Annotated in this window: 19 protein-coding genes; 13 read left to right on the top strand and 6 right to left on the bottom strand. The window is 63.3% G+C overall.

What is annotated here, in order from left to right; all coding sequences use genetic code 11:
• The first annotated feature begins 59 nt into the window (after positions 1–59).
• On the top strand, positions 60–1,757 hold the full coding sequence (gene rpsA, locus NP503_RS28830; RefSeq protein WP_013528183.1) for a 30S ribosomal protein S1: 1,698 nt from the start codon (positions 60–62) through the stop codon (positions 1,755–1,757).
• A gap of 104 nt (positions 1,758–1,861) precedes the next feature.
• Here rpsA and NP503_RS28825 read toward each other — a convergent pair whose 3' ends face one another.
• From NP503_RS28825 to NP503_RS28810, 4 genes are all read right to left on the bottom strand, one after another.
• Complete coding sequence (locus NP503_RS28825) at positions 1,862–2,569, bottom strand: SDR family NAD(P)-dependent oxidoreductase (protein ID WP_236383291.1); 708 nt, start codon at positions 2,567–2,569, stop codon at positions 1,862–1,864.
• Positions 2,570–2,754: 185 nt separating this feature from the next.
• Positions 2,755–4,332 (bottom strand): 5-guanidino-2-oxopentanoate decarboxylase, encoded by a 1,578-nt coding sequence (locus tag NP503_RS28820; RefSeq protein WP_127272414.1) that lies wholly within the window; start codon positions 4,330–4,332, stop codon positions 2,755–2,757.
• Positions 4,329–4,976, bottom strand: coding sequence for a TetR family transcriptional regulator C-terminal domain-containing protein (locus NP503_RS28815; RefSeq protein WP_236383290.1), 648 nt, complete (start codon positions 4,974–4,976; stop codon positions 4,329–4,331). Before NP503_RS28815 ends, NP503_RS28820 begins: the two co-directional genes overlap by 4 nt.
• Positions 4,973–5,845 carry a dimethylarginine dimethylaminohydrolase family protein gene (locus NP503_RS28810; RefSeq protein ID WP_127268707.1) on the bottom strand — a complete coding sequence of 291 codons (873 nt, stop codon included), beginning with the start codon at positions 5,843–5,845 and terminating at the stop codon, positions 4,973–4,975. The genes NP503_RS28815 and NP503_RS28810 overlap by 4 nt, the downstream gene beginning before the upstream one ends.
• Positions 5,846–6,058: 213 nt before the next feature.
• On the opposite strand from NP503_RS28810, the gene NP503_RS28805 reads away from it, so the two are divergent.
• From NP503_RS28805 to NP503_RS28770, 8 genes are all read left to right on the top strand, one after another.
• Positions 6,059–6,874 (top strand): ABC transporter ATP-binding protein, encoded by an 816-nt coding sequence (locus NP503_RS28805; protein WP_127268708.1) that lies wholly within the window; start codon positions 6,059–6,061, stop codon positions 6,872–6,874.
• Between the two features lie 54 nt (positions 6,875–6,928).
• Positions 6,929–7,729: a transporter substrate-binding domain-containing protein gene (locus NP503_RS28800; RefSeq protein WP_023811511.1), complete on the top strand. Its 801-nt coding sequence runs from the start codon at positions 6,929–6,931 to the stop codon at positions 7,727–7,729.
• A 204-nt stretch (positions 7,730–7,933) separates the two neighbouring features.
• The gene (locus NP503_RS28795; protein WP_164749059.1) at positions 7,934–8,599 is read left to right on the top strand and encodes an ABC transporter permease; all 666 of its coding nucleotides are present in this window, start codon (positions 7,934–7,936) and stop codon (positions 8,597–8,599) included.
• Entirely contained in the window at positions 8,599–9,408 is an 810-nt protein-coding gene (locus NP503_RS28790) for an ABC transporter permease (RefSeq protein ID WP_027039831.1), read from the top strand. The genes NP503_RS28795 and NP503_RS28790 overlap by 1 nt, the downstream gene beginning before the upstream one ends.
• 148 nt (positions 9,409–9,556) lie before the next feature.
• Positions 9,557–10,558 carry an Ldh family oxidoreductase gene (locus tag NP503_RS28785; protein ID WP_164749058.1) on the top strand — a complete coding sequence of 334 codons (1,002 nt, stop codon included), beginning with the start codon at positions 9,557–9,559 and terminating at the stop codon, positions 10,556–10,558.
• Between the two features lie 240 nt (positions 10,559–10,798).
• Positions 10,799–11,080, top strand: coding sequence for a hypothetical protein (locus NP503_RS28780; protein ID WP_127270320.1), 282 nt, complete (start codon positions 10,799–10,801; stop codon positions 11,078–11,080).
• 196 nt (positions 11,081–11,276) lie between these two features.
• Entirely contained in the window at positions 11,277–11,729 is a 453-nt protein-coding gene (locus NP503_RS28775) for a DoxX family protein (protein WP_127270318.1), read from the top strand.
• Between the two features lie 93 nt (positions 11,730–11,822).
• Positions 11,823–12,800, top strand: coding sequence for a complex I NDUFA9 subunit family protein (locus NP503_RS28770; protein ID WP_127270317.1), 978 nt, complete (start codon positions 11,823–11,825; stop codon positions 12,798–12,800).
• A gap of 27 nt (positions 12,801–12,827) precedes the next feature.
• Here the strand turns inward: NP503_RS28770 and NP503_RS28765 are convergent, their stop codons facing one another.
• On the bottom strand, positions 12,828–14,201 hold the full coding sequence (locus NP503_RS28765; protein WP_127270315.1) for a cytochrome P450: 1,374 nt from the start codon (positions 14,199–14,201) through the stop codon (positions 12,828–12,830).
• Between the two features lie 205 nt (positions 14,202–14,406).
• Between NP503_RS28765 and NP503_RS28760 the strand changes: the two genes are divergently transcribed.
• From NP503_RS28760 to NP503_RS28745, 4 genes are all read left to right on the top strand, one after another.
• Positions 14,407–14,976, top strand: coding sequence for an NADPH-dependent FMN reductase (locus tag NP503_RS28760; RefSeq protein ID WP_127271840.1), 570 nt, complete (start codon positions 14,407–14,409; stop codon positions 14,974–14,976).
• A gap of 91 nt (positions 14,977–15,067) precedes the next feature.
• Positions 15,068–17,686 carry a caspase domain-containing protein gene (locus NP503_RS28755; RefSeq protein ID WP_127328184.1) on the top strand — a complete coding sequence of 873 codons (2,619 nt, stop codon included), beginning with the start codon at positions 15,068–15,070 and terminating at the stop codon, positions 17,684–17,686.
• A 161-nt stretch (positions 17,687–17,847) separates the two neighbouring features.
• Positions 17,848–20,319, top strand: coding sequence for a DNA topoisomerase (ATP-hydrolyzing) subunit B (gyrB, locus tag NP503_RS28750; RefSeq protein ID WP_127273497.1), 2,472 nt, complete (start codon positions 17,848–17,850; stop codon positions 20,317–20,319).
• Between the two features lie 232 nt (positions 20,320–20,551).
• Positions 20,552–21,469 (top strand): hypothetical protein, encoded by a 918-nt coding sequence (locus NP503_RS28745; RefSeq protein WP_127272751.1) that lies wholly within the window; start codon positions 20,552–20,554, stop codon positions 21,467–21,469.
• A 77-nt stretch (positions 21,470–21,546) separates the two neighbouring features.
• Here NP503_RS28745 and NP503_RS28740 read toward each other — a convergent pair.
• On the bottom strand, positions 21,547–22,166 hold a 620-nt coding region (locus NP503_RS28740; protein WP_164767434.1), incomplete at its 5' end, for an NAD(P)(+) transhydrogenase (Re/Si-specific) subunit beta.

Below are 22,166 nucleotides of genomic sequence, written 5' to 3'. Positions count from 1 at the left end.
GCAACGCTAACCTACGGCGCCCGTCCCGCTTCTAGATGCGGGGCACTCCAGGAGAAACAATGTCAGCTGCAAATCCCACTCGCGATGATTTCGCGAGCCTGCTCGAAGAATCATTTACCACAGGCCATTCCGGCGAAGGTCAGGTCGTCAAGGGTACGATCACCGCGATCGAAAAGGACATGGCCATCATCGACGTCGGCCTCAAGGTCGAAGGCCGCGTGCCGCTGAAGGAATTCGGCGTCAAGGGCAAGGACACCACCCTCAAGGTCGGTGACACCGTCGAAGTCTATGTCGAGCGCATCGAAAACGCGCTTGGCGAAGCGATGCTTTCCCGCGAGAAGGCCCGCCGCGAAGAGAGCTGGGTTCGTCTCGAAGAGAAGTTCACCAAGGGTGAGCGCGTCGAAGGCGTCATCTTCAACCAGGTCAAGGGCGGCTTCACTGTCGACCTCGACGGCGCCGTGGCCTTCCTGCCGCGCAGCCAGGTCGATATCCGCCCGATCCGCGACGTCTCCCCGCTGATGCACAACCCGCAGCCCTTCGAGATCCTCAAGATGGATCGTCGCCGCGGCAACATCGTGGTGTCGCGCCGTACCGTGCTCGAAGAGAGCCGCGCCGAACAGCGTTCGGAAATCGTGCAGAACCTCGAAGAAGGCCAGGTTGTCGAAGGCGTCGTCAAGAACATCACCGACTATGGTGCGTTCGTCGACCTCGGCGGCATCGACGGCCTGCTGCATGTCACCGACATGGCATGGCGCCGCGTCAACCATCCGACCGAAATCCTCAACATCGGTCAGACGGTCAAGGTGCAGATCATCCGCATCAACCAGGAAACCCACCGCATCTCGCTCGGCATGAAGCAGCTCGAGAGTGATCCGTGGTCCGAGATCGGCACCAAGTTCCCGATCGGCAAGAAGATCAAGGGTACCGTCACCAACATCACCGACTACGGCGCGTTCGTCGAGCTGGAGCCGGGCATCGAGGGTCTCATCCACGTTTCGGAAATGTCGTGGACGAAGAAGAACGTGCATCCCGGCAAGATCCTGTCGACGACCCAGGAAGTCGACGTGGTGGTGCTCGAGGTCGATCCGGCCAAGCGCCGCATCTCGCTCGGCCTCAAGCAGACGCTCGAGAATCCGTGGCAGGCTTTCGCCTCTAGCCATCCGGTCGGCAGCCAGGTCGAGGGCGAGGTCAAGAACAAGACCGAGTTCGGCCTGTTCATCGGCCTCGAAGGCGACGTGGACGGCATGGTGCACCTTTCCGACCTCGACTGGACCCGTCCGGGCGAGCAGGTCATCGAAGAGTACAATCGCGGCGACATGGTCAAGGCGCAGGTGCTCGATGTCGACATCGACAAGGAGCGTATCTCGCTCGGCATCAAGCAGTTGGCCAAGGATACGGTCGGCGAAGCGGCGACTTCAGGCGAACTGCGCAAGAACGCGGTCGTCACCTGCGAAGTCATCGGCGTCAAGGATGGCGGTCTGGAAGTGCGGCTGGTCGACAGCGGCATCGAGACCTTCATCAAGCGCTCCGATCTGAGCCGTGACCGCGACGAGCAGCGCCCCGAGCGCTTCACCGTTGGCCAGAAGGTCGATGCCCGCGTCATCGCCTTCGACAAGAAGACCCGCAAGCTGCAGGTCTCGATCAAGGCGCTGGAAATCGCCGAAGAGAAGGAAGCGGTCGCTCAGTACGGCTCGACCGACTCCGGCGCTTCGCTGGGCGACATCCTGGGTGCCGCGCTGAAGAAGCAGGGCAGCTAAGCTTCGGCTGTCTGCCGCGCCTCGCGCGCGGCCTCAACAAAAACCCCGCCGGAGCGATCCGGCGGGGTTTTTCTTTGACTTGACCGACGTGAAGGGTTGGAAGGTTACGCCCTGCCGTAAAGCGGCACCAGCGTGCCGCTCATCGCCTGATTGGCCGGCGAGGCAAGGTAGGCGATGGCCTCGGCGGCGGCTTCGAGGCTGACCCATCTGGTGACATCGGCATCCGGCATGTCGGCGCGGTTTGCCGGCGTATCGAGTGTCGACGGCGCCACGGCATTGACCAGGATGCCCCTGTGCTTCAGCTCTTCGGCCATCGCCACCGTCATCGCGGCAACCGCCGCCTTGCTGGCGGCGTAAGCGACCATGCCAGCGCCGCGCCGCGGATCGAGCCCGGCGCGCGCCGTGACGTTGACGATGCGGCCCGCCGTGTCCGACGACAGCATTGAGCGGATCGCGGCGCGGCAGCACAGGAAGGCGGTGCGTGCATTGGTGTCCATCATCTCGGCAAAGGACGCCGACTCGATCTTTTCCACCGGTGCGGCGGTGAAGCCGCCGGCCAGGTGGATTGAGCCCCACAGGCCTGGAACCTGACTGTAGAACGCTTCGACCTTGGCAGGGTCCGAGAGATCGACATTGTGCACCAACTGGACACGGTCATGCGCGGCGAAGGGAAAATGCGCTGGTGCGGCGGCATGGGCGTTGGGCACATGGCAGATCGCGCCGTCACTCAGCAGTTTGCCGACAACCGCACCGCCGAGCGCACCGGTTCCACCGGTCACGACGATATGCTTGCCTTCAAGTGTTTCCGTCATCTTGGACGCTCCTGTCATTTTTTTATCGTTAGGTCGTTTCTGTGCCGCCGACGCGAAGCGTCGCGCCTTTTGCCCCGTCACTCAATTGACATCTCGACATGGCAGTTGTCGCGTCTTTGCATGCGTCCGCCCACCGGCCGGCCGTGGTTCAGGGCGGCGAGACGGGAAATACGTAGCACCGTCCTTCAGTCAACCGTGATTTCGATGACGCGCGGCAGTCCGGTGGCCCGGGCGCGCTTCAACGCGTCCGCGAGAGCGTCGATGTCGGCAAGCCGTTCGGCGCCGATGCCATAGGCCTCGGCCAGCTTGCAGAAATCCGGCGGCGCCGGCGATACGCCGACCGGCTCGACACCGACATCGAGCATCGAGGTTTCGATCTCGCGGTAGCCTCTGTTATTCCAGACGACGAAGATGACCGGCGCCTGCGCGTCGAGTGCGGCGCCCAATTCCGGCAACGTGAACTGGAAGCCGCCGTCGCCGGTCAGGCAGACAACCGGCGCATCGGGTATCGCAAGGGCCGCGCCAATCGCCGCCGGCGGGCCATAGCCGAGCGCGCCGAAGCCGGTGGCGGCATTGAACCAGCCGCCTGGGCGGTCGTGGTCGTAATAGAGGTTGGCGGCATAGATCGGCTGCGTCGAATCGCCGACGATGAGCGCGCCCGGCAAGGTGTCGCGGATCATCTCGACGGCGCGCACCTGTGCCTGCAGTGTCGGATTGAGCTCGGCAAAGGCTGTTTTTCGTATAGCAGCGGCGCGCGACGAACCGCCCTCGCTTGCCCGGACATGGCCCGTTTCCAGAAGCAGCGCTTCGAGCGCCTCAGCGCAATCGGCCTGGATCGAAACCGTCGCCGGGCGGCGGGCAAGCTGGTCGGCGCCGATATCGATGCGGATCAGATTGGCGGGCAGGACAAAGCCGCCATCGCTGTAGCCGTCATAGTCGGTCGGGCCGAATTCGGTGCCGGCGGCAATGACCAGGTCGGCGTCGGCCATCAGCGCCCGTACCGCCTTCAGGCTGGGACTGGCCGGCACGCAAAGCGGATGACCATGCAGCAGGCCGCGCGCATTGGTGGTCTGGACGACCGGCGCTCCCAGCCGCTCGGCCAGACGCCGCAGTGGCGCTTCGGCGCGTTTGGCGCCGCCGCCGACCAGGATCAGCGGGCGGCGCGCGGCACCGATGAGTTTGGCCGCGCTGGCAATTGCGGCACCTTCCGGCGCGGGTGGGGTCACATTGCTCAGCATGGCAGCGATGCCATCCGCCGACTTGACCATGACGTCGGTCGGGATCTCGATATGCACCGGGCCGGGCCGCGCCGATGAAAACAGGGCAAAGGCCTGCGCCAGGGCACCGGGCAATTCGCCGGCCTCGGTAACGCGCTGCGAAAACAGCGCCACCTTCTCCATCATGCCGCGCTGGTCCGGCAATTCATGCAGATGGCCCAGCCCCTTGCCCAGCGTCGGCGTGGCGTTGACGCCTGATATGACCAGCATCGGTACCGAATCGGCGCGTGCCTGCCCCATGGCGGTGATGGTGTTGGTGAGCCCCGGTCCGGTGATGACAAAGGCGACGCCCGGCTTGCCGCTGGCGCGCGCATAGCCATCGGCCATGAAGCCGGCGCCCTGTTCGTGACGCGGCGTGACGTGGCGGATATTCGAGCGCGCCAGCCCGCGGTAGAGCTCGACCGTGTGGACGCCCGGAATCCCGAACACCGTGTCGACGCCATGCGCTTCAAGCAGCGAGATGAGGGCTTCGCCGAGTGTCGTCATTGGTTTTCCTCCCCGTCCGGCGCGAGGCCTAGTTCGGCCTCGACAGTCTTGATGCCGATCGCCGCCAATTCGCCGGCCGAGAACATCTCGCCGGCCAGGCAGCCTTCGATCCAGAGTCCGTCGATGATCGCATTAATCGCGATGGCATGGTGGCGCAATTGGCTTGCGTCCGGATTGCGCCGTTCGGCGGCGAGCACCTCAGCCACAACCGCCTCCACCTCATTGCGAAAACCAAGGTAGCCTTCGCGGTGGGCGTGGGCCAAGGTCGGATCCGCTCTGGCGCGGCCGATGAAGGTTGCCCAGAGCGAAAACACCCGCGCATCGATGATCGGCGCATTGAGGTTGGCGGTGACGAAAGCCGCAAGGCGCTGGCGAGGCGAGGCATTCTCCATGACCAAAGCCGCTTTCGCCTGCTCGGTCATGCGGCCCATCAGCGCTGCATAGGCTTCCTGCAGCAATTCTTCCTTGCCGGGAAAATAGTGCCGGATCAGCCCAGCGGTGACGCCGGCACGCAATGCGATGGTGCGCAAGGTGGCGCCCTGCAGGCCATGTTCCGCCACGCTGTCCAGAGTGGCCTCGATCAGATCCTGCCGCCGCCGCTCCTCGCCCTCGCGACGGAACCTGCGGCGGGATGGCATATTCATTGGCGCAGGATCGGTCGCGTCAGGCATGTCGGCCCGCCCTCGCAGGCGATGCAGAGCGCATCCGCCTCGAAGATTTCGACCGTGCAGCCGGCGGCTTCCATCGCGGCTTTGGTCTTTGGAAAGCCTGCGACGGCAATGACCTTGTGTGGGCTGGTCGGCAGCACGTTCAGGCTAAGGCCGTTGGAAGCCGCGAACTCTTCGGCGTCGCCTTCGACCAGCCGGACGTTGCGCGCCTTCAGCATCTGATAGAACGGGGCCGGCAAAAGCGGTGAATAGACCAGTGCGAGGTCGTCGGCCAGCGGGCTGATCACCGACATCAGATGCAGGCACGCCTCTTCGCCTTGCCACAGCGGCAGATCAAAGCCGTAGACGGAAACGCCCAGCGGCGTCAGCAGGTTGGAAACCTGCTGGATGCCTTCCTGGTTGGAGCGGACACCGCGCCCGATCACCAGCGTGCGGGCATCGAGCCATACACAATCACCGCCTTCGACCTGGCCAGGAACCTCGACGCGGCCCAGGATTGGAATACCCAGCCTTCGGTAGGTTTCCTCATGCAGCGAGGGCTCCCTGGCGCGCAACGGCTTGCCCATGGACAGGATCAGCGCGCCGCGATCGGTCATCAGCGACGGGTCGTGCGTGAACACCGAATCCGAAAGTCCATCCGCCGTGTCCTCGATCCATTCGATTTCGGCACCGGAAGCCGCCACCAGTTCAGCAAGGAGCGCGTGCTGCGATGCCGCTTTCGCCGGATTGAAACCCGGGCCATAGTGCCAAGCAGCCCTGTCGGCATTGCGCATGGCGTTGGCCGCCGACCGCATCAGCACGCGGCGCAGCGGCGCCGCCATGGACTGTGATCCGAAAGCGCTCATCGAAGTCCTTTTTCGCTGAAAAAAATCGAGAAAATTTCATGGAAGGCTATTTATACACTTGCACAACAAGCTCGCAAGTGCCGTAATAAGCAGGATTGACGGGCTCGCGCCGTTGGGTCCATGCTGAAGTCTGGAGCGGGGCAGTACAGCGTATATGTTGATTAGCCGGATAGACGTTCGACGAACCGCCACCGACCCTGTAGAGGTCACCCAGTGAGCGTGGTGGAAGCTGCCACAGTCCAATCCGGCAAGGCGCATGACGGCGCCGCCGAAGCCATCCACGTCGAAAACCTGCACAAGAAGTTCGGTGAGCTGCATGTGCTGAAGGGCGTCTCGCTGTCGGCGCGCGACGGCGAGGTCATCGCCATCATCGGCGGCTCGGGCTCCGGCAAATCCACCCTGCTGCGCTGCATCAACTGCCTGGAAAACCCGACCAGCGGCATCATTCGCGTCAATGGCGAGGAGATCAAGCTCAAGGCCGACAGCCACGGCCACACCATTCCGGCCGACCGCAAGCAGATCGAGCGCATCCGCTCCAAGCTCGGCATGGTGTTCCAGAACTTCAACCTGTGGAGCCACATGACGCTGATCGAAAACGTCATCGAAGTTCCCGTACATGTGCTTGGCGTCAAGCGCGATGTGGCGATCGGCGAGGCCGAGAAACTGCTCGCCCGTGTCGGTCTGGCCGAAAAGCGCGACGTCTATCCGGCCTATCTGTCGGGCGGCCAGCAGCAGCGCGCGGCGATCGCCCGTGCGCTGGCCATCAATCCGCGCGTCATGCTGTTCGACGAGCCCACCTCCGCACTCGATCCCGAGCTGGTCGGTGAAGTGCTGAAGGTGATCGGCGACCTGGCGCGCGAAGGCCGCACCATGGTGCTGGTCACCCACGAGATGAAGTTCGCCCGCGAGGTCGCGACGCATGTCGTCTATCTCTACAATGGATTGGTCGAGGAAGAAGGCCCGCCCGAGCAGATCTTCGGCGCGCCCAAATCCGAAAGGCTGAAGCAGTTCATCCGCAACATCGGCTAGAACAGGCCGGGACGGAAGAAAACCGGGAACCAACAACAAACTGGGAGTTATGAAATGAAGACCGTTCTGAAGACATTTGCCGCAGCGCTGCTGCTCGGCGTCGCAGCCATGGGCGTGGCCAAGGCCGATCCCGTCAAGATCGGCGTCGCCGCCGAGCCTTATCCGCCCTTCACCTCGCCCGATGCTTCGGGCAAGTGGGTTGGCTGGGAGATCGACTTCATCGATGCCGTCTGCGCCGAGGAGAAGCTCGATTGCGTCATTACCCCGGTCGCCTGGGACGGCATCATCCCGGCACTGACGACCAAGAAGATCGACCTCATCGTCTCCTCGATGTCGATCACCGCCGAGCGCGCGAAGACGATCGATTTCTCGGACAAGTACTATAACACGCCGACCGCGATCATCGGCCCGAAGGACCAGAAATTCGGCTCCGCCCCGGACGACCTCAAGGGCAAGATCGTCGGCGTGCAGGTTTCGACGGTGCACGCTGTCTACGCCAAGAAACATTTTGGCAGCACAGCCTCCGAGATCAAGGAATACCAGACCCAGGACGAAGCCAACAACGATCTTGCCGCCGGCCGCCTCGATGCGGTTCAGGCCGATTCCATCGCGCTTGGCGAGTTCCTGAAATCCGACCAGGGCAAGGCCTGCTGCGACCTGAAGGGCATGGTCGCTCCCGATGACGAAGTGCTCGGACCGGGCGTCGGCGCCGGCGTGCGCAAGGAAGACACCGAACTGAAGGGCAAAATCAACGCCGGCATCAAGGCGATCCGCGCCAACGGGAAGTATGACGAGATCTCGAAGAAATACTTCGATTTCGACATTTACGGCGGCGGCGGCGCGCAGTCGAACTGACGATCCTCGTATGAGCGGTGGGGTATGGCGTCAGCGCCGTGCCCCACCTGCCCGATCTTTCCCAGGCATGTTTGCCGCCGACGCAGCCGTCGGCGGTTGGCCAGCACTTCGGGGGCGACGCTGATCGACGCACTTCTTTCGGCCTCCGCGGCCGGCATCACCGAGCTTCTCTCGCCCTACCCGCCAGGCTGGGGCGGGACGCTTCTGGTCGGGCTGCTGCACTCCATCGAGATCGCGCTGGGCGCCACGTGCCTCGGCCTTCTGATCGGCACCGGCGGCGCCTATGGCAAGCTTTATGGCGGGCCGGTGGTGCGCGATCTCCTGGCGGTCTACACCACCATCGTGCGGGCTGTGCCCGAACTGGTGCTGATCCTGCTGCTCTATTACGCCGGAACCGACCTGATCAATCAGGCGCTGACGGCCATGGGCTATCAGCGCGTCGACGTGAGCGGCCTTGCCGCCGGCATCGCCGTGCTCGGCTTCGTCCAGGGCGCCTATTCGACAGAGGTGATACGCGGCGCGATCCTGGCCATTCCGCAGGGCCAGATCGAGGCCGCCCGCGCCTATGGAATGTCTCCGGGCCTGCTGTTGCGGCGCATCACCTTGCCGTCAATGCTGCCCTTCGCCATACCGGGCCTCGCCAATCTCTGGCTGATCGCCACCAAGGATACCGCGCTATTGGCGGTCGTCGGCTTCTACGAACTGGCGCTGGCGACGCGGCAGGCGGCGGGTGTCACCAAAGCCTATTTCACCTTCTTTTTCGCGGCGGGCGTGCTCTATCTGCTTTTGTCGCTGTTCTCCAACCTCGTCATCGGCCGGGTCGAGACCTGGTCGCGGCGCGGCATGCCTTCGCTCAAGGAGGCGCGCTGATGGCCAACGAGGCTGCCATCATCAACGTCGTCGCGCGAACATCGCTGTGGCTGCAGCCGCACCGCATCGTGCTGATCCTGATCGCACTGGGCCTTGTTTTGTCGGCTGCCTTTTTCATGCGCTGGGACTGGCTGCCGCAATATTATGAAATGGGCTTGATCGGCATCTGGCGGTCGCTGTGGATCCTGGCCGTCACCTGCGTGCTGGGCTTTCTGCTCGCCGTGCCGCTCGGGCTGGCGCAAGCCGCCGGCTCATTCTGGTTCGCCGCGCCTGCCAAGGTGTTCTGCACGGTGATCCGGGGCACGCCGCTGCTGATCCAGCTCTGGCTGCTCTATTACGGCCTGGGTTCGCTGTTCCCGCAATATCCGTGGATCCGCGAATCCTGGATGTGGCCATATCTCAGGCAAGCCTGGCCCTATGGCGTGCTGGCGTTGACCCTGTCTTTCGCCGGCTATGAGGGCGAGGTGATGCGTGGCGCCTTTGCCGGTGTGCCCAAGGGACAACTGGAGGCGGCGCGTGCCTTCGGCATGAGCCGCTGGAAGGCATTCCGGCGGATCTGGCTGCCGCAGGCCATCTACCGGGCGCTGCCGACGCTGACCGGCGAGACCGTGCTGCAGTTGAAATCGACGCCGCTGGTGGCAACGATCAGTGTCATCGACATCTTCGCCGTTTCGTCCAAGGTGCGGCAGGACACCTACCTCACCTATGAGCCCCTGCTGCTGCTGGCGCTGATTTACATGACGATCACCGGTATTCTGGTCTTCGCCTTCAGCAGGATAGAGGCCAGGATCCCCAACAAGATTGGCTAGAGGGGAGTAGGGGAGTAGGGGAGTAGGGGAGTAGGGGAGTAGGGGAGTAGCCAGCCACTATTCACGTTCACAATTCCATCCCCATTCGCTATTCACTGCTCACCATTCCCCTATTCCCCTATTCCCTTACTCCCCTAGGATTGCCATCATGCAACTCAGTCTCGACCAGGCAAAAGGACTGTGCCGGATGGCGGCACTTGGCGCTGGCGCCAATGAGGAAGCGGCACAATCGCTCACTGCTTCGATCATATCAGCCGAGGCCGAAGGGCTTTCCTCGGTCGGTCTGTCGCATTTCATCGACTATCTCGAGGCGCTGGAAGCCGGACGCATCGACGGCAATGCCGACCCGGTGATCACCCGGCCGGCGCTTGCGGTCTATCTCTCCGATGCACGCCGGGGGCTGGCGCATACCGGCTTCGACCGCACTATCGACGACCTCGCCAAGGCGGCAAAGCTGTTCGGCGTCGCCATCTTCTCGCAGAAGAACGCCTATACATGCGGCGCGCTCGGCTATTTCACCGGAAGGCTGGCAACACTCGGGCTGGTGTCGTTCGCCGCCACCAACGGCCCGGCCGTACTTGCCGGCTCGGGCTCGGTCAAGCCAGTCTACTGCACCAACCCGATGTCGTTTGCCGCCCCCGCCGCCGACGGGGCGCCGCTGGTCATCGACCAGTCGTCGAGCGCCACCGCTTTCGTCAACATCCGCAAAGCGGCCGAGGAGGGCAAGACGATCCCTGAAGGCTGGGCGCTGGACGCCAGCGGCAACCCGACCACCGATCCCGCCGCCGCCATGAAGGGCGCAATGCTCGCCTTCGGCGGCCAGCGCGGCGCCAACATCGCGCTGATGGTCGAGGTGCTGGCGGCGGGCCTGTCGGGCGCCAACTGGTCGCTCGACGCGCCATGGTTCAGCGGCGGGCCGGACAGCCCCGGCACGGGACTATTCGTGCTTGCTATCGAACCCAAGCTGCTCGATCCGGATTTCGAGCAGCGGATGAAGGACCAGCTCGACCGGCTGCGGCGGCGCTTCGGTGTGCATGTGCCCGGTCGTGCCCGCGCAGAGGCCGCCGAGAAGGCGCAAGCGCGGGGCATCACGGCATCCAAGGCGGTGGTGCAGCGCATTTCCGAATTCGCCGCACGCTATTCTTCCTGAATAGTTTTTTATATCAAATAGTTATCTGAAATCTGCCCGCCGCAGGCGCGGCGCGGTGCGATTTTCTTTGCGCGCTGCTGAACCTTTCCGCGCCTTGCTGCGACCCAGCTTTGTCCAGGGCAAGGCGAGCTTGCCCGATCCACACCGGGGGAAGCAGCAAACCGAAATCGAAAGCCTGCATCACGCGAAGGCCGGTCCTTCGCGCCTCGGAAACCTCAACCCAAATCAAAGGAAATTGTCATGACCAACACCAAGATCACCATGCTGACCGCCGTCCTTCTGCTCGGCTCGTTCATGGGTGCCACACAGGCAGCCACCCTGAAGGCCGCGCCGGCCAAGCCGACCAGCCCGGGTGTCATCGCCGCCCCGAGCGGCGGCGCCACCGAAGACCATTACTGCAAGAACGGCCATGCAAAATTCGCCAATTGCAGCGCCGATTTCGTCGCCGCCTGCAAGAAGGTTGGTGGCACCATGTCGGATGTTCAGGGCTGGGGTGGGCGTACTTGCTTCACGCCCTCCTGATACCGTCTCAGGTCAGGCCGCTCCGTCGGCCCCTGACTTCGCATGGATGTCACCCGGAAAACCCCGCTTCGGCGGGGTTTTCTGCGTTTTGACGCACAATGAATAAAACATTCTTGTTTTGGTCAACTTTTGTTTATTTGACTTCGGCCGACCCGACCGGCCGTTTGCGCTGATTGAGCAAAACAGAGGAGCTATAATGTCGGCAAGCACGGACAACCCCCGCAACGCCCTTGTCATCCCGGTCCTTGGCAGGTTTTACGCGGCTCTGCACGATGGTGCCGAAACCGTTCTTCGCGTCGTCGCCGGCGGGTTTTTCGCCATCCATGGTTCGCAGAAGATCACCAATCCTTTCGGCGCTGCCGAGATGGTCGAGGGTCTCGGTTTCTATCCGGGCGCGTTGTGGTCGTTGCTTCTGGCCTGCACTGAATTCTTCGGCGGCATCTTCATTGCCATCGGGTTTTTGACGCGGCCGGCCGCCTTTGCCGGCCTGTTCGTGCTGCTGGTCACGGTCTGGTTCCACTGGGTCACGATGGACCAAGGCTATTCGGGCGCGGAAAAGTCGCTGCTTTGGGCGGCGATCCTGCTCTTCTTCGTCATTCGCGGCGGCAACCGCCATTCGGTCGACGCCCGTATGGGCAAAGCGTTCTGACAGGCTGATAGCGACGACGCGTCGCCCTTTGCCTTTGGCACGAAACGGATTATGAAACGGCTTCAGCCAAGCTTGCGAGCGCCGGAGCCAGCCATGACCGAAATCCTGCAGACCCCAAAGCTCGTCGTCGTCTTTGGCGGGTCAGGCTTTGTCGGCCGCCATGTCGTGCGCGCGTTGGCCAAGCGCGGCTATCGCATCCGGGTCGCCTGCCGGCGGCCCGATCTTGCCGGCCATTTGCAGCCGCTTGGCAATGTCGGCCAGATCCAGCCGGTGCAGGCCAATGTGCGCGTGCGCTGGTCGGTAGACCGCGCCGTGCAGGGCGCCGACCACGTCGTCAATCTGGTCGCCATCCTGCATGAGAGCGGCCGGCAGAAATTCTCCGCCGTGCACGAGTTCGGCGCCCGCGCAGTGGCCGAGGCCGCACGCTCGGTCGGCGCCGGCCTGACCCACATTTCTGCGCTTGGCGCCGATCTGGACTCCGAATCAGACTACGCGCGCACCAAGGCGCTTGGCGAAAAGGCTGTGCTGGAGACGATCAAGGACGCCGTGATCTTCCGGCCGTCGATCAATTTCGGACCCGAAGACGGCTTCTTCAACCGCTTCGCCAACATGGCGCGCTATTCGCCGGTGCTGCCGCTGATCGGCGGCGGCCAGACCAAGTTCCAGCCGGTCTATGTCGGCGACGTGGCCGAAGCGGTGGCGCGCTCGGTCGACGGCAAGGTGGATGGCGGCCAGATCTATGAACTTGGTGGACCGAAGGTGCTCACCTTCAAGCAGTGCATGGAAGAGCTGCTCGACGTGATCGAGCGCAAGCGGCTGCTGGTGCCGGTGCCGTGGTGGGTGGCCAACATCCAGGCCTCGATCCTCGGTCTGTTGCCCAATCCGCTGCTGACCAAGGACCAGGTGACGCAGTTGCGCGAGCACAACATCGTTTCGGACGCCGCCAACAAGACCAACAGGACGCTTGCAGGGCTCGGCATCCAGCCGCAATCGATCGCGACGATCCTGCCCAGCTATCTCTGGCGCTACCGCGCCGCCGGCCAGTTCCAGCAACGCAAGCCTGCTGCTTAATTTATCACAACCGTCTGAAGCTGTGTCTCATGCCTGTCGCGGCGTGACCCGCATCGGCAGACCGCCTTGCGGCTGCGTGGTCAGTTTCTGTACAGGCCAGGGTTTGGTTTCGGCTGTCGTGTCGAAGCGGAAGCGCGACAGCATGATCGCCAGCGCGATGATCGCCTCCTGCATGGCGAAGCTGGCGCCGATGCAGACGCGCGGACCCGCGCCAAACGGCAGATACTGGAAGCGGTCGATCTTTTCGCGATTTCCCGGATGGAAGCGCTCCGGCAGGAAGGCATCCGGCCGGTCCCACAGTTTCCTGTGGCGATGCACGACCCAGGGCATCACCAGCACCGCGGCGTGCTTGGGGATATGAAGATCCTTCCACATTTCCGGTTCGATCGGCTCGCGGTTGATCGACGGCGCCGGCGGATACAGCCTGAGCGCTTCGTCGAAAGCCGCACGCGTGAACGGCATGGCATCGAGCCATTTCGTCGGATCGGGCTCGCGCGCCAACACCTGGTCGATCTCCTGCTCGACCCGGTCGCGCTCCCACGGCGATTCAGCCAGGCAATACAGTGTCCAGCCCAGAGCCCGCGCGGTCGTCTCATGGCCGGCGCCGATGAAGGTGATGATGTTGTCCTCTACCTCGGCCCGCGTCAGTCCATCGGGTCCCTCGGCCTTGAGCAGCAGCGTCAGGAAATCCTGCGGCACGGCATCGGGGTCGCGCTTGAATTTCGCTTCGCGCATCTTGACAGTGTCGGTGACGATCTTGCGGAAATAGGCCATGGTCTTGCGGCCGCGGATACGGGTCAGCCTCGGCAGCCAGTCGGGCGCGCGCAACAGATCGAGCGGATCGACGCGACCCATGGTCTCGAACAGGCGGTCGATCTCGTTGGCGAAACTGCCAGGCTCGCCCGATATCTCGCCGGAAAACAGCGTCTCGGCCAGGATGTCGTAGGTGAGCAGCGTCATGTCATGGGCGATGTCGGACGTGCCGCCGTCTTCGTAGCGGGCGACGAAGTCCAGCGTGCGTCTCAGCATCGGCTGGGCGAAGCCGAAGATGTGGCGCGGCGTGAACACCGGCGCCATCGCCTTGCGCGACCGCTTCCAGACCTCGCCCTCGGCGGTCAGCAGGCCATCGCGCAGGATCGGCCGCAGGATCTTCTGACGCACCGTCGCCATCTTGTAGTTCCTGGCATTGTCGACCAGCACATGGCGGATCAGGCCGGGATCATTGGCGACGATCAGATGTCCACCAACACCACTGGCCGAGATCCACGGCTCGTTGTAGGTGTGCTCACCCCACAATTCGAGCGGGTTGCGGTAGACGATGCGGATCATCTCCAGCGTCGAGGGCGGCGTGGTGCGCGGCTTCGGCGCCGGGGGAATGAAGGGGGCGGGCTGGATGTCCATGGGCTGCTCCGCTGATACCCCAATGTAATGGCTGGCAATGCGGGCGTCCATGTGACCGAACGGCAGGCGCAAATATACAGCCCGAGGCGTCACAGCAGGCGATCCGTTCAGCCGATTGTGACCGCCTCCATGGCGGTGCCGCCTTGTCCGCGGCCGTGTCCTGCCGTAGGTCACCAACAGATACCGCCAGACCTAGGAGCCCGCCTTGAAGCACCAGTTGAACATCATCATCGGCAGCACGCGGCCAGGCCGCGCCGGACCGGTTTTTGCCGAGTGGCTGGAGACGTTCGCGCGCGAGCATGGAAAATTCGAGCCGGTACTGACCGACATCGATACGTTCAAGCTTCCGGTGCTGGACGAACCGCACCATCCAAGGCTCGGCAATTACAAGAACGACCATACCAAGGCCTGGTCGAAAGCGATCGATGCCGCCGACGCCTTCGTCTTCGTGGCGCCGGAATACAATTATTTCGTGGCGCCGGCGATCGTCAACGCGGTCGATTATCTCTCGCGTGAATGGAAGTACAAGCCTGCAGCCATTTTCAGCTATGGCGGCGTCTCCGGCGGCCTGCGCGCGGCGCAAGCGCTGAAGCCGTTGCTGACATCGGTCGGCGTCATGCCGATCTCGGAAGGCGTCGCGCTGCCGATGTACCAGAAACTGCTCGATGAGAACGGCGCTTTCAACGCCAGCGAACAGGTGCAGGGCGGAGCCAAAACCATGCTCGACGAGCTGTTGCGCTGGAGCGAGGCGCTGAAGCCGCTGCGGGGCGCTTGAAAGTGGCGGCTTTTCACCAAAAGCCTTGCTTGCTCATGCGATAAAGAGGTGGAATGTTCGCGCAAATGGACAAGCCGGGGGGCGGTTCGACTTGCGCTTGCTTTTTGCCTTGCTGCTGATGCTCATGAGCACCGCCGCCGCGGTGGCTGAGCGACGCGTGGCTTTGATCATAGCCGAGGACGGCTACCGCCTGGTTCGGCCGCTCGCCAATCCGGTCCATGACGGCGAGGCGATGGCAGCGGCGCTGAAGAAGCTCGGCTTCGAGGTCATCCTCGAAACCAATCGCGACCTGCGGCGAATGCGCCGCGCGCTCGACGATTTTCGCCTGGATGCCAAAGGCGCCGACGTGGCGCTGGTCTACTTCTCCGGCCACGGCGTGGAAATCTCGGGCGACAACCGGCTGCTCCCGATCGATGCCGACGCCTCCTCGCTCGATGCGCTGGAGAAGACCAGCCTGCCGCTGGAAGAGGTGCGCGACAGCGTGGCCGCCACGGCCAAGGTCGGCCTGATCATGCTCGACGCCTGCCGCAGCGATCCCTTCTCGGGAAGCAGCGGTGAAGGGCGCGGCGCGACATCGCTGGCAAAGGATGTCTCCGACAAGGTGAAGCCGGGTCTCGGCCGGATTGGCCGCGCCGAAAACATCCTGTTCGCCTTCTCCGCCGCACCGGGCGAGACGGCTGCCGACGGCACCGGCCAGAACTCGCCCTTCACGACAGCGCTGACCAAATATCTCGGCACCGACGGGCTCGAGATCCGCTCGGTGCTGACGCTGGTGCAGCAGGAGGTCTACGATTTGTCGCGGGGCAAACAGCTGCCTTACGTCGAGAGCGGCCTGCCGAAGCTGTTTTTTGCCGCGGCCGCCAAGCAACAATTGCCGGAGCGCGAGCGCCTGTTGCTTGCCATGGCCGACGTGACGCCGGAAATGCGCGGTGAGGTCGAGCAGGTCGCCAGCGATGCCGACATGCCGCTGGCGCCTCTCTACGGCGTGCTGATCAGCTCCGACGCCAGCCACCTTTCGGCGGACAGCCTGAATGCCCGGTTGCGCGAGGCGGCCGACGCCTTCGTCAAGGTGCGCGGCGAAATGAGGACGCTGGCCTCCGATGATCCGCAGGTGACGGAATTGCGCCGGCAGGCCGAGGAGCAGCTTTCGCTCGGCGCCTTCGATGGGGCTCGCGCCATCCTCGCAAAGGCCGCCGACATCGACAATGTTTCGCGCAACGCCTTGAAGGCCAACTTCGTCAACCGCACGCTGTCCGAGGCGGCGACGCGTTTCCTGTCCGGCGGTGCGGCGCGCGCCGACCTCGACTACGCCACGGCCATCAAGGACTATGAATCGGTGCTGGTCCTCTACGGCGAGGCCGGGCAAACCGATCTGACCCTGGACCAGGCCGACCGCCAGATCCGAACCCTGGACGAGCTCGGCAAGCTCTACACCCTTGTCGGCAACACCGATGCGGCAGGCCGCGCCTTTGCAGCGCTGGTGTCCAATCTCGAGCTGCGTTCGGCCCGGGAAACCGACCCGAGCGTCAAGCGCGATTTTGCCGTCAGCCACATCAAGCTCGGCAACATCAAGCTGGCGCAAGGAGACCTGCCGGAAGCGCTGGAAAACTATCGGACCGCCAGAACCATGCTCAGGGATTTGACCGCTGCCGAACCCGATCGGCTGTCATGGTTCAGCGACTTCGCCATGGCCGACGACAAGATCGGCAATGTGCTTGTGACGCAAGGCGATCTGGCTGGGGCCTCGCAGATCTACCAGGAAGGCTTGTCGGTCAAGAAGCAGCTTGCCGACAACGAGCCGGAGCGCGCCGAACTGCAGCGCGACCTGACCATCAGCTATGACGAGATCGGTGCACTGGCGCGTACCGCCGGCCAGTTGGACAACGCCCAGATGGCCTACGAGGAGAGCCTGAATATCCGATTGGCATTGGCCGAAAAGAAGCCGCAGGATGCCGAACGGCAGCGCGATGTGTCGGTCAGCCATGATACGATCGGCGACCTCAAGCGCGAGCGCGGCGATGCGGCGGGCGCACTCGCGTCCTATAAAGCGGGCCATGCGATCGTCGAACAATTAGCGGGCCGCGACCCCGACAACAGTGAGTTGAAGCGCGACCTGTCTGTCGGCAACGCAAAGATGGGCAATGCGCTGAGCGATCAAGAGGACTGGCCGGCAGCCCTCGCCGCCTATAGGCAAGCCCTCTCTATAGCCCGCATGCTGGCGGCCAGTGACCCTGCCAACGCCGACTGGCAACGTGACCTTTCGGTCAGCCTGGAAAAGGTCGCCGGCATTCTGGCGATTCAGGGCGACCGCGCCGGAGCGCTCAAGGCCTATACAGACAGTTTCGCTATCGCCGACCGGCTGGCCAAGCTCGACCCTGCCAATGCCGACTGGCAACGCGACCTGTCGATCACCCTGTCCGAGATCGGCATGCTCAAGGCCAAGCAGCGCGACGTCAAAGGCGCGCGGCAGGCTTTCCAGGACAGTCTCGACATCCGCCAGAAGCTCGCCCGGTCCGACCCAAACAACGCCACCTGGCAGCGCGACCTGGTGGTTGCCATGATCGACTACGCTCAGGTCGCCAAGAACCCCAAGACGGTGCTTTCGCAGGCGCTGGACATGACGCTGGAGCTCGACCGCAGCGGGCGGCTGGCGCCGCGATACAAGTTCATGATCAAGTTTCTCAGGGACCGGCTGGCCAAAGTGAAATAGGGCCTGACGGGAGGCTGCCATGGACAGCCGGCTCATTCCCCGTGAAATGCCTGCAAACCTTGGAAAAACCGCCTTTTGCGCCTATATCTAGTGCATATCAGAGGCGCGATTCGGAGCGGGTTTTTCGCGCCGTGCAAGCGGCATCCAGACAACAGGTTTTCATGAGCGATCAGATCGATAACAACAACGGCGCTGAAGCCGAATACGGCGCCGATTCCATCAAGGTTTTGAAGGGGTTGGATGCTGTCCGCAAACGCCCCGGAATGTATATCGGCGATACCGACGACGGTTCGGGCCTGCATCACATGGTCTATGAAGTGGTCGACAACGCCATCGACGAGGCGCTGGCCGGTCACGCCGATCTCGTCACCGTGACGCTCAACCCCGATGGTTCGGTCACCGTGATCGACAATGGCCGCGGAATTCCGACCGATATCCACACCGGAGAAGGCATTTCGGCGGCCGAAGTGATCATGACGCAGCTGCATGCCGGCGGCAAGTTCGACCAGAATTCCTACAAGGTCTCGGGCGGCCTGCATGGCGTCGGCGTCTCGGTGGTCAACGCGCTGTCGGCGTGGCTGAAGCTGAAAATCCGCCGCAACGGCCAGATCTTCGAGATGAGTTTCACGCATGGCAATGCCGACGCGCCGCTGAAGGCGACCGGCAGCTATGAGCAGGACAAGCAGCCGGGCACCTATGAGGGCCGCAGCGGCAGCCAGATCACCTTCTTCCCGTCGGCCGAGACCTTCACCATGGTCGAATTCGACTTTGGCACGCTGGAACACCGGCTGCGCGAGCTTGCCTTCCTCAATTCCGGCGTGCGCATCATTTTGACCGATGCCCGTCACGCCGACGTCGTGCGCCATGAACTGCACTATGATGGAGGCCTCGAGGAATTCGTCAAATATCTCGATCGGGTCAAGAAACCGCTGATCGACAAGCCGATCGCCATCCGGGCGGAGCGCGATGGGATCACCGTCGAAGTGGCGATGTGGTGGAACGACAGCTACCACGAGAACGTGCTGGCCTTCACCAACAACATCCCTCAGCGCGATGGCGGCACGCATCTGGCCGGCTTTCGCGGCGCGCTGACGCGCCAGATCACCGGCTATGGCGAATCCTCCGGCCTGACCAAGAAGGAAAAGGTCTCGCTGATCGGCGACGATTGCCGCGAAGGCCTGACGGCGGTGCTGTCGGTCAAGGTTCCAGATCCGAAATTCTCCTCGCAGACCAAGGACAAGCTGGTCTCGTCGGAAGTCCGTCCTGTCGTCGAAGGCCTGGTCAACGAAGCGCTCGGCACCTGGCTGGAAGAACATCCGAGCGAAGGCAAGGTGGTCGTCGACAAGGTGATCCAGGCCGCGGCGGCGCGTGAAGCGGCGCGCAAGGCGCGCGATATCACCCGCAAGAGCTCGCTCGGCGTCACTTCCCTGCCCGGCAAACTGGCCGACTGCCAGGAACGCGACCCGGCGAAGTCCGAAATCTTCATCGTCGAGGGTGACTCCGCCGGCGGCTCGGCCAAAGGTGGGCGTTCGCGCCAGAACCAGGCGATCCTGCCGTTGCGCGGCAAGATCCTCAATGTCGAGCGGGCGCGCTTCGACCGCATGCTCGGCTCCGACATGATCGGCACGCTGATCACGGCGCTCGGCACCTCGATCGGCAAGGACGAGTTCAACGCCGACAAGCTGCGCTACCACAAGATCATCCTGATGACCGACGCCGACGTCGACGGCGCCCATATCAGAACCTTGCTGCTGACCTTCTTCTTCCGGCAGATGCCGGAGCTGATCGAGCGCGGCCATCTCTACATCGCCCAGCCGCCGCTCTACAAGGTGACGCGCGGCAAGAGCTCGCAATACATCAAGGACGAGAGCGCGTTCGAGGAGTTCCTGATCGGCTCGGGACTGGAGGAAGCATCGCTTACGCTCGGCTCGGGCGAGGTTCGCATCGGACAGGACCTGCGCGGAGCCATCGACGACGCACTGGCGGTGCGCCAGCTGATCAACGGCCTGCACACGCGCTACAACAGAGGCGTGGTCGAGCAGGCGGCGATCGCCGGCGGGCTCAACCCGGACGTGTTCACCGATCTCGGCCGAGCCAACGACATGGCGGAGCGGATTGCAAAACGCCTCGACATCATTGCCGAGGACACCGAGCGCGGCTGGACGGGCCGCATGTCGACCTCAAACGAGGGTGTCGGCGGCTATGTGTTCGAGCGCACGGTGCGCAGCGTCAAGGAATACGCGCATCTCGACCTGGCGCTGATCAATTCGGCCGACGCACGCCAGCTCGACCGCTACGCACAGCGCCTCAGCGAGGTCTACGGGTCGCCGCCGGTGCTGCGCCGCAAGGATGTCTCCGAAACGATTTCGGGGCCCTTGGCGATGCTCAATGCGGTCTTTGCGACCGGCCGCAAGGGCCTGACAATGCAGCGCTACAAGGGTCTCGGCGAGATGAACGCCGAACAGCTGTGGGAAACCACGCTTGACCCGAATGTGCGCTCGCTGCTGCAGGTCAAGGTCAATGACGCGACCGACGCGGATTCACTATTTTCGAGGCTGATGGGCGACGAGGTCGAACCCAGGCGCGAGTTCATCCAGGACAACGCGCTGTCGGTCGCCAATCTGGATATCTGATCCGGACGTTAAATTCTGAATTGGCGCGCTGCGGCGCGCCAATTGTTCCACCGGCGGCAACAGAATCATTTTACAACGCCCCGGAACGGAAGTCCCTGCGGGACATTGTGACAACATCGATCACAATTTCTTACAGGAGGCCTTCATGGGACGCGGCATTTTGCTCTGGTTGCTCGGTATTCCGATCCCGATCATCATTCTGATCATGCTGTTCGTACGGTAGGGGGCTTCCATGCAGTCCACCCTATCGGCTGTCGACGTTTCCACTTCAACAGAATCCTCCTCCACCGCCGTCAGTTGGGGACCGATCATCGCCGGTGCCTTCGCGGCTTCGACGTTGACCTTCATCCTCATGCTGCTCGGTTCGGGGCTGGGATTGACCATGGTGTCGCCATGGTCGGGATCCGGCGCATCTGTCACCACTTTCGCGGCGTCCACCGCCGTCTGGCTTGTCATCGTGCAATGGCTGTCCTCTGGTGTCGGAGGCTATCTTGCCGGGCGGCTGCGCACCAAATGGGTCGGCATCCACACCGATGAGGTCTATTTCCGGGACACCGCACACGGCTTTCTTGCCTGGGCGCTGGCCACTTTGCTCGTCGTCGGCGTGCTTGGCTCCGCCCTTTCCGCAGCGATCGGTTCAGGCGTGCAAGCGGTGTCCACCGTCGCATCTGGCGCTGCCATGGGTGCATCGGCGGGGGCTTCGGCCAATGCCGGCAGCGCATCGGTCGACAATGCGACATCCTACCTTGTGGATTCACTGTTCCGTCCGGCCGATCCGGGCAGGCTGGCTGCCGCCAATCCGGACAGCGATACCGCCGCGACCGGGCAGGCCTCGCGCATCCTAATCGCCGGTGCGGCGGCAGGCGAGGTTTCGGCAGACGACAAGGCCTATCTGTCGCAACTCGTCGCCGCTCGCACCGGTCTTTCGGAAGCAGATGCCAAGGCGCGGGTGGATGCGATCATCGCCAGGGCTCAGGACGCCAAGGTCAAGGCGCAGGAGGCTGCCGACACCGCCAGGAAGGCTGGCGCTACCTTTGCGCTCCTTGGTGCGCTGTCGCTGGCCATCGGCGCCTTCATCGCCAGTGCTGCCGCGGCCCTTGGGGGCAGGCAGCGCGACGATGAGGAAGCGGTTTTTCTCACCAGCCGCTGAAGCGGCTCAGCATTGAAAAGCAAAAGCCCGGCCTTGCGCCGGGCTTTTGTGTTTGGGTCAGTCGCGCCGTGGCGAAATCAGTGATCCATGGCCTTGACGATTTCCTCGGTCATCTTCTTGGCGTCGCCGAGCAGCATCATGGTGCCGTCCTTGTAGAACAGCGTGTTGTCGATGCCGGCATAGCCGGAGCCGAGCGAGCGCTTGACGAACAGGCAGGTGCGGGCCTTGTCGACATCGAGGATCGGCATGCCGTAGATCGGCGACGACTTGTCGTCGCGCGCGGACGGGTTGGTGACGTCGTTTGCGCCGATGACATAGGCAACGTCGGCCTGCGCGAATTCGGAGTTGATGTCCTCGAGTTCGAACACTTCGTCGTAGGGCACATTGGCTTCGGCGAGCAGCACGTTCATGTGGCCGGGCATGCGGCCGGCGACCGGGTGGATGGCATATTTGACGTCGACGCCATTGGCCTTGAGCTTGTCGGCCATTTCGCGCAGCGCATGCTGCGCCTGGGCAACCGCCATGCCGTAGCCCGGCACGATGATGACTTTCTGGGCGTTCATCATCAGGTAGGCGGCATCGTCGGCGGAACCCTGCTTGACCGTGCGTTCGATGCCGTCATCGGCGGCCGCTGCCGTCTCGCCGCCGAAGCCGCCGAGAATGACCGAGATGAAGCTTCGGTTCATGCCCTTGCACA

It is taken from the genome of Mesorhizobium sp. SEMIA396, from assembly GCF_024518615.1.
Taxonomy (GTDB): domain Bacteria; phylum Pseudomonadota; class Alphaproteobacteria; order Rhizobiales; family Rhizobiaceae; genus Mesorhizobium.
The sequence above is the reverse complement of the archived record's forward strand: the minus strand, read 5'-3'. Positions and strand labels throughout refer to the sequence as shown.